Below are 8,320 nucleotides of genomic sequence, written 5' to 3' on the forward strand. Positions count from 1 at the left end.
AGCCCTACTTGCCCACGACCACCTCGACCGTGTCGGTCGCGCTGTTGCCCGCGGCATCCGTCGCCGTCCAGGTGAAGCGGTAGACCGCGCGCTTCACGGCCTTGACGCGGAAGGTGTCGTCGTCGATCTGCTCCCAGTGCGCCGTCGACGAGCCGGTCGCGGTCGCGTCCGTGAACTCGACCGTGACGTCGCCGCTGTCGTCGGCGGCGTCGATCGTGAACTCGACCGTGCGCATCTTGTTGTTCGGCGGGAACACGGCCGACGGTTCGGCCGTCACCTCGATGGTGGGATCCGTCGTGTCCGGGGGCGTGAGGTTCAGCCCCACGATCACCGGGTCATGGTCGCTCGAGCGGTACGGGTCGGGCGCCCAGAGGGCGTCCTGCGCCGGAAGCTTGAACGACATGTCGTAGTCGATGAGGCTCGGCTCGTCGGCGTTGATGTGCCACGCCGAGGCGCCCGACACATCCGCGAGCAGCGCCGGCTGTGCGAGGGCGTAGTCGAGGTAGCCCAGCTGCCCGTCGAACACGTACGAGTACGCGTGCTCGCCGTTGAACTGCTTCTCCAGGTCGGTGAAGCCGCCCGCGACGAACGCGTCGATCGCGTCCTCGTGGTCGTACGAGTTCAGGTCGCCGATCACGATCGCCCGGCCGTCCGTCGCCACCGTGGTGTTGAGCCAGGTCGTGAGCGCCGTGGCGGCCGCCGTACGCAGCGCGCTGCAGTTGCCCTGTCCGTCGCCGAGGTCGGGGCTCTCGGCGCAGGCCGAGCCCTTCGACTTGAGGTGGTTCACCGACACCACGAACTCCTCGCCCGTCTCGGTCGATGCGAACCGCTGGGTGAGCCCCGGGCGGTTGCGCTCGTCCGACCAGGCGGGGTCGATCGCACTCGTCATGAGCAGGTGCGCGCCCACCGGGGCGACCGACGCCGGCTTGTAGATGATCGCCGTCGCGATGGCATCCGTGCCGATGACGCCTGTCGTGACGGGCACGTAGGTGCCCTCACCCACGCGCGCGTTGAGCGCGTCGGCGAGCGCCTGCACCGCCGTGCCGTTGTTCTCGATCTCGAGGAGCCCGAAGACGTCCGCGTCGATCTCGGCGAGCGCCGAGACGATCTTGTCCTGCTGGCGCTGGAACTCCTCGGCCGTGTCGGCGCCGCGGTAGTAGTCGTCGTCACCCGACATCGTCGGGGTCGGGTCGATCGAGGTGAAGTAGTTCAGCACGTTGAAGCTCGAGATCTTCAGGTCGCCGCCCACGTCCGGCAACTCCGGCCGCGGGTTGCCGACGGTGAAGTCGGCGCCCTCGGTCGGCTGCACGCCCCACACGTCGAAGCGGTAGTCCAGCACACCGGTGGCGTTCTGCACGAGGTCGCCGCTGCGGAACGAGTGCTCGAGCGTGAACGTCCCGCCGTCGGGGTGGATCGCCGGGTCGGGGTTCTGGGTGCTGCGGCCGTCGTCGAGCGTGATGCTGTTGTCGAGGTTGGCGGCCGCCAGCGCGACGGCTGCCGCACCGGGCTCCACGACTGCCGTGGGGGTGTCGAGCCGGCCGTTGGTCAGCGTGATCGTGCCGAAGCGCCCGTACTCGAACGTCTCGCCGATCGCGAGCTTCTGCGGGAGCGTCACGTACATGCCCTCGAGCGCTTCGCGCTGCTCGACGGTGGCCGGCAGCTGCAGCGGCGTCGGCTCGGGGATGGTCGCACCGCCGGGGCAGACCTCCACGTCGGCCGCGACGATCTCGGTGAGCCCGAACTGCTCCTTGACCGCACCCGCGACGCTGACGCTCTCGCCGACGTTGACGGCGGTGCCGCCCGGGGCGTAGACGAAGATGCCGTCGGAGGTGGCCGTGTCGCCGTCGCCGCCGTCCTGCACGTAGTAGCCGTCGTAGCCGCCGGTCGACTGGAAGTCGCCGACCACAACACCCTTGATCAGCACGTTCTGCCCCTGGATCGGCGACGCCGCACCGGAGCCCTGGACGGATCCGATCGTCACCGGGGTGGCGGCGCAGTCCGCGACCGGGCCCGGGTCGGGGTCGGTCGGCGGTTCGAGAGCGCAGTCCGCGTCGTGCGCACCGAACCCGTCGAACGTGTCCGTTGCGAATCCTGTCCAGCCGACCGCCGGGTCGAAGGCGTCGGCGCCGTTCGTGTCGCCGATGCACGTCTCCGCGGCGCGACGGAGGGTGTTGTCGGCCGTGGAGTTCAGGCCGGTGCCCCACTCGGTGCCGGGGTCGAACCCGATCTGCCCGATGACGTCGACGATGACGCCGTTCTTCACGACGGCAACCGCGTCGTCGCCGTTGAAGAGCCCCGTGGTCGTGCCCGTCACCTGATCGGCGACCGCCAGAAGGGCGGCATTGGCCGCACCGTGGGCGAGCACGTAGACGTCATCCGCTGCGACGGACCCGGTGAGCGGGATCGTCAGTCCGGCCGAAGCGCTGCCGTTCGAATACTGCTGAAGCGCGTATCCGGTCGTCGCGAGATTCACGCTCGCGGTCGACGGGTTGTAGATCTCGATCGCCTTGTTGTTCGACGATCCCTCGACGTACTCGCTGATGAGCAGATCTCCGGATGCCGCGGCCGCGGGTGCGGCGAAGGCAACCACGCCCGCCGCGGCGAGCGTGAGGGCCGCGACGGCGGCGGCGAATCTGCGGGGTGATGGGGACACGGGACCTCCACGTGAGGACGGCGGCCGGTGGACCGCGCAGGGGACCGCGGGCAGGCCGGTCGCCTCCCCGCTGGTCACAAGCTAGGGGAGCGGCATCCTCCGATGGAAGCCCTCGGGAGGAGAGATCCTTAACGTTCGGTGTCGCCTCGGTCCAGAATGGAACCCATGACCGCGACCGACGTGGCGCCCTTCCGCGTTGTGTTCGTATGCACCGGCAACATCTGCCGCTCACCGATGGCCGAGGTCGTGTTCCGGGAGTTCGCGGATTCCTCGGGCCTGGGCGCCCGAGTCGCCTCGACGAGTGCCGGAACCGGCGACTGGCACGTCGGCGAGCAGGCCGACCTGCGCACGATCGCGGCGCTCGAGCGTGCCGGCTACGACGGCGCCCATCACCGCGCGCGGCAGTTCACGCACGCCGACTTCGCACACAGCGACCTCGTGGTGGCGCTGGACCGCAGCCACGAGCGGATCCTGCACGGATGGGCGCGCACCGAGGGCGACGCCGACAAGATCGCGCTGCTGCTCTCGTTCGATCCAACCGCTCTCACGCTGGACGTGCCCGACCCGTACTATGCCGGGCCCGGAATGTTCGACGAGGTGCTCGGTATGATCGAGAGTGCGAGCCGGGCGCTCTTCCGGCAACTCGAACCCGCCATCCGCCCTGCGCCATGACCTCCGGTGCCATGACGCCGGATCGACGGTCGTCTTCGCCGAGACCGACGGGAGCCACCGTGACCTCACTTCCCCCGCAGCCCCTCAGCCCCCTCGACGGGCGCTACCGCCCCGCCGTCGGCGAACTGGGCGAGTACCTGTCCGAGGCCGGGCTGAACCGCGCCCGCGTCGAGGTCGAGGTGGAGTGGCTCATCGCCCTCACCGACCGCTCGCTGTTCGGCACCTCGCCGCTGCAGGACGACGACAAGGCGCGCCTGCGCGCGCTGTACCTCGAGTTCGGGCAGGCCGAGATCGACTGGCTCGCCGAGAAGGAGGCGGTGACCCGCCACGACGTCAAGGCCGTCGAGTACCTCGTGCGCGACCGGCTGTCGACCCTCGGTCTCGACGCCGTCGCCGAGCTCACGCACTTCGCCTGCACCAGCGAGGACATCAACTCGACCTCGTATGCGCTCACCGTGCAGCGCGCCGTTCGGCGCGTGTGGCTGCCGAAGCTGCGCGCCGTCATCGCCACGCTCACCCAGCTCGCTGCGGACCACCGCGACGCCGCGATGCTGTCGCGCACGCACGGCCAGCCGGCGACGCCCTCGACGATGGGCAAGGAGCTCGCGGTCTTCGCGTGGCGCCTCTCGCGCGTCGCCGACCAGATCGAGGGCGGCGAGTACCTCGCGAAGTTCTCGGGTGCGACCGGGACGTGGTCGGCGCACCTCGCAGCCGCCCCTGAGGTCGACTGGCCGGAGCTCTCGCGCGGGTTCATCGAGGGCCTCGGCCTCGACTTCAACATCCTGACCACGCAGATCGAGTCGCACGACTGGCAGGTCGAGCTGTACGACCGCGTCCGGCACGCCGGCGGCATCCTGCACAATCTGGCGACCGACATCTGGACCTACATCTCGATCGGCTACTTCACGCAGATCCCCGTCGCCGGCGCTACCGGCTCGTCGACGATGCCGCACAAGATCAACCCGATCCGGTTCGAGAACGCCGAGGCGAACCTCGAGATCGCGGGCGGACTGCTGGCGACGCTCTCGCAGACGCTGGTCACGAGCCGCCTGCAGCGCGACCTGACCGACTCGACGACGCAGCGCAACATCGGCGTCGCGTTCGGGCACGCGCTGCTCGCGCTCGACAACCTGCAGCGGGGTCTCGGTGAGATCTCGCTGGCCGAGGACGCGCTGCGGGCCGACCTCGACGCCAACTGGGAGGTGCTGGCCGAGGCGATCCAGACGGTCGTACGCGCCGAGATCGCGGCCGGCCGGTCGCAGATCACCGACCCGTACGCACTCCTCAAGGACCTCACCCGCGGCCGCCGCGTCGGCGGGCCCGAGCTCTCGGAGTTCGTGCGCGGGCTCGACATCGGCGACGAGGCGAAGGAGCGCCTGCTGGCGCTCACCCCCGCGACGTACGACGGGCTCGCCTCGAAGCTGGTCGACGAGCTCTGACGCGGTCCATCCCCCGTCGGTCGCTCAACGACCGAGAACCCAAGGTCCCGGTCGTTGAGCGAGGGAGCCCCAGCGACCGAGACGAGACGCCTCTAGCCGACGTTCTGCGTCGGGTGCGAGCGTTTCGTCTCTGCGTTTCGACTCGCAAGCTCGCTCAACGGCCGCGTTCCTCGCTCGCTCAACGACCGAGGCAGAAGCTCCGGTCGCGGAGCGTGCGTCAGGCTTTCGGGTCTCCGGATGCCGCGGCACCTGGGTCCTCGCCCGGCTCCGGCTTCTCGGACTCGTCGTCGAACAGCACGGGCCGGTCGATCTGCTTCGTCACCTGGGCGGGGTCGACCGCCAGCAGCAGGAGCGAGACGATGAGCAGCACCGCGATGAAGCTGATGCCCGCGATGACGAGGGCGGTGACCACGGCGCGCTGCGCCTCGTCGGCGGTGCGCTGCTGGAAGAAGCCCATCGACACGAGCGTCACGACGCCCGCGAACAGAGCGGCGCCGAACGCCAGCCCGAGCAGCTGCAGGGGCTTCATCAGGTCGCGGCGGGTGGGGCTGTCGTGGCTCACGCGGAGTCCTTCTGCGGGGTGGTGTCGGCGGATGCGGGTGCCTCCGCCGTGACGCTCTCGGCGGTGTCCGGCTCGGCCGGGCGCGGCGAGAAGCCGGCGATGCCGAGGTAGACCGCGACGATCGCCGCGTAGCCGCCGAACAGCCCGACGCCGATCGTGATGCCGGTGAGGGTGAAGGTCGCGTGCGCCTCTTCGATCGTGTAGTTGAGCGCATACGCGGGCTGCACGAACAGCAGGGCGACGCCGAGCAGGATCGTGATGGCGCCGACGACGACGGCGTCGCGGCTCTCGGAGCGGGGGCCGACGAGGGCGGCCGGCCGGGCGTCGGCGACACCGGGCGCGATCTCGCGCCTCTCGCGATCACCGCGGAGCCCGCGCCACCCGGCGATGAGCTCGATGATGCCGCTGAGCAGCGCCCACACGATGACGATGACGAAGTAGCCGGTCACGGTGCGGAGCGGATAGAGACCGCCCGCCATGCCGGCGGCGACAGAGATGCCGCCGAGGGCGGCCGCAGGCCAGCGGCGGCGGGCGGGATACACCAGCCAGATCGCGAGCAGCAGCACCAGTCCGGTGGCGATCGCGAAGCCGCTGAAGACCGCGCTGCCCACAGCTGCCGAATGATCCGGCGAGAACGTGATCATGAGCGCCGCGAGGGCAGCGAACGCGGCGCGCGCGAGCTGCACATGGCGCACGGCGAACGTGCGGGAATCGGCTGAGGTCACGGTGATCCTGCGGAGGAGCGGGTTCTCAGAAGCGAGAACGGATGCCTTCAGTCTACGTGCGTCGTAGGTGACAGCATCCTGAACCCCCTCCCGGCCCCCGTCCTCGCGCCGTCAGGCGAGGGTGTCGAGGATGCCGGTGAGGAGCTCGAACGTGGTGAGCGGCGAGATGATCGCGAAGCGCAGCACAGGCTCGCCGGCGTGGGAGCTCGGCACGACGAACGCGTGCTGCTCCTCGAGGAGGCGGTCCGACCACGCCTCGTAGTCCGCGAGCGTCCAGCCCTCGCGGCGGAACACCACGACCGACAGCTGCGGCTCGCGCACGAGCGACAGCCCCTCGCGCGCCTCGATCTCGTCGGCGATTGCACGGGCGAGGTCGATGCCGTACTCGATGGTGGCGCGGTACTGCTCGGTGCCGTGGGTCGCGAGGGAGAACCACAGTGGCAGTCCGCGGGCGCGGCGGGTGAGCTGGATGGCGAGGTCGGACGGGTTCCAGTCGGGCTTCCCGGTCAGGGTGTCGAGGTACTCGGCCTTCTGCGTGTGGGCCGACAGCGCCAGCGCGGGCTCGCGGTAGATCAGCGCGCACGCGTCGAACGGCGCGAACAGCCACTTGTGCGGGTCGACGATGACCGAGTCGGCGAGCCCCACGCCGGCGAACGCCGGCCGCATCCGCTCGACGAGCATCGCCGCCAGCCCGTAGGCGCCGTCGACGTGGAACCACACGCCGCGCTCGCGAGCGACGGCTCCGACGCCCGCGATGTCGTCGACGATGCCGAAGTTCGTCGTGCCGCCGGTCGCCACGACGGCGAACACCGCGTCGCCGTGCTCGTCGAGCACCCGCGCAACCGACTCGCCGTGCAGGCGGCCGTCCGCGTCGACCTCGGCGGTCGCGACGTCCACGTCCATGACGGCGGCGGCCGACGCGATCGACGAATGCGCCTCCGCGCTGCACACGACCACCCAGCGCGGCGGCGCCGCGCGTCCCTCCTCGGCAGCGCGGCGCCGAGCGGCGTCCCGCGCCGTCACCAGGGCCGAGAGGTTGCCGATCGTGCCGCCCTGCACGAACACGCCACCCGAGCCCTCCGGCATCCCGAATTCCGAGGCGAGCCAGTGCAGCACCTCGTTCTCGGCGTAGACGGCGCCGGAGCCTTCCATCCACGAGCCCCCGTAGATGGCGGATGCCGACACCACGACGTCGAACGCCAGGGACGCCTTGGTCGGGGCCGAGGGGATGAAGGACAGATACCCGGGGTGATCGGTCGACACGCAGGACGGGGCGAGCACGTTCTCGAACAGCGCGATCGCGCGCCGCGAGCCGATGCCCTCCGGCGTGATCGAGCCCGATGCCAGCCGCTCCAGGTCGCGCGGTGTCATCGGCTTGTCGAGCGGCACGTTCTCGTACAGCGCCCGGCGCCGTGCGTACTCGAGGACGTCTTCGACGGTGTGGCGGGTGTCGGACGAGATGGCGTGCATCTCCTCCGGGGATGTCGCGGACATTGCGGCTCCTCGGTGTTCAGGGTGCAGATCACGCTAGACCACGGGCGCCGTTTCGGGACCGTGCGGGTTCGGGGCGCACCGTGCCCGGTCGGGGCGTGGCGCGTGCGCCCCAGGAGTTCGCAGTGCGCCCCGAACCCCGGGTGGATCACGAGTCCACCATCAAGCAGGAATGGAGAAGCGCGCCCGCGGACCGCGTCGTAGCGTGAGATCACGAGCCGCGAAAGCGGCCCCACGAACGCGAAGGAGAACGAAATGGCCGAGAAGACTTCATCCGACGGACTGAGTGACATCGAGCGCCAGGCTGTCAAGGATCGCGCCAAGGAGCTGCGCGCTCAGGCCAAGGCGGGAAAGAACCGCGAGGCGGGCACGAAGCAGGTGCTGGAGGCGATCGGCAAGCTCGAGGGCACCGACAAAGTCCTGGCGGAGGGCCTGCACAAGGTCGTCTCCGACACCGCGCCCGACCTCGTGCCGAAGACGTTCTACGGCTTCCCCGCCTACGCGAACGGCGACGGCAAGGTCGTCGTCTTCATCCAGCCGGCGTCGAAGTTCAAGACCCGCTACGCCACGATCAACTTCGACGAGCCCTCACGGCTGGACGACGGCGAGATGTGGCCGATCGGCTTCGCGGTGCTCGCGTGGACTCCCGAGGTCGAGAAGAAGATCACCCAGCTGGTGAAGAACGCCGTCGCCGAGCCCGCCTGAGGCCTACCTCGTCGCCTCGCCGCCGTCGCGCGCCGGGCGATCGGCGGCGAGGCGACGAGGTAGGCCTCAGGCG

General features: G+C 70.1%; 7 protein-coding genes. 3 read left to right on the plus strand and 4 right to left on the minus strand.

Features of this window, described 5'->3' with window-relative positions; translation table 11 throughout:
* Positions 1 to 4 precede the first annotated feature (4 nt).
* Complete coding sequence (locus tag ACI3KX_RS17105) at positions 5 to 2,653, minus strand: ExeM/NucH family extracellular endonuclease (protein ID WP_404910469.1); 2,649 nt, start codon at positions 2,651 to 2,653, stop codon at positions 5 to 7.
* Between the two features lie 165 nt (positions 2,654 to 2,818).
* Between ACI3KX_RS17105 and ACI3KX_RS17110 the strand changes: the two genes are divergently transcribed.
* The gene (locus tag ACI3KX_RS17110; RefSeq protein ID WP_349425660.1) at positions 2,819 to 3,325 is read left to right on the plus strand and encodes a low molecular weight protein-tyrosine-phosphatase; all 507 of its coding nucleotides are present in this window, start codon (positions 2,819 to 2,821) and stop codon (positions 3,323 to 3,325) included.
* A 59-nt stretch (positions 3,326 to 3,384) separates the two neighbouring features.
* Positions 3,385 to 4,764 carry an adenylosuccinate lyase gene (gene purB, locus ACI3KX_RS17115; protein WP_363355928.1) on the plus strand — a complete coding sequence of 460 codons (1,380 nt, stop codon included), beginning with the start codon at positions 3,385 to 3,387 and terminating at the stop codon, positions 4,762 to 4,764.
* 217 nt (positions 4,765 to 4,981) lie between these two features.
* On the opposite strand, the gene ACI3KX_RS17120 is transcribed toward purB, so the two are convergent.
* The 3 genes from ACI3KX_RS17120 to ACI3KX_RS17130 all read right to left on the minus strand — a co-directional run bounded on the left by ACI3KX_RS17120 (position 4,982) and on the right by ACI3KX_RS17130 (position 7,545).
* Positions 4,982 to 5,326, minus strand: a complete 345-nt coding sequence (locus ACI3KX_RS17120; RefSeq protein ID WP_349425662.1) for an amino acid transporter — start codon at positions 5,324 to 5,326, stop codon at positions 4,982 to 4,984.
* On the minus strand, positions 5,323 to 6,051 hold the full coding sequence (locus ACI3KX_RS17125; protein ID WP_363355930.1) for an acyl-CoA synthetase: 729 nt from the start codon (positions 6,049 to 6,051) through the stop codon (positions 5,323 to 5,325). Before ACI3KX_RS17125 ends, ACI3KX_RS17120 begins: the two co-directional genes overlap by 4 nt.
* A 111-nt stretch (positions 6,052 to 6,162) precedes the next feature.
* Positions 6,163 to 7,545: an aminotransferase class V-fold PLP-dependent enzyme gene (locus tag ACI3KX_RS17130; RefSeq protein ID WP_363355932.1), complete on the minus strand. Its 1,383-nt coding sequence runs from the start codon at positions 7,543 to 7,545 to the stop codon at positions 6,163 to 6,165.
* Between the two features lie 252 nt (positions 7,546 to 7,797).
* Here ACI3KX_RS17130 and ACI3KX_RS17135 point away from each other — a divergent pair, with 252 nt between their 5' ends.
* Entirely contained in the window at positions 7,798 to 8,247 is a 450-nt protein-coding gene (locus ACI3KX_RS17135) for a hypothetical protein (RefSeq protein ID WP_349425665.1), read from the plus strand.
* The last annotated feature ends 73 nt before the right edge of the window (positions 8,248 to 8,320 follow it).

The organism is Microbacterium sp. ZW CA_36, from assembly GCF_044987475.1.
Classification (GTDB): Bacteria; Actinomycetota; Actinomycetes; order Actinomycetales; family Microbacteriaceae; genus Microbacterium.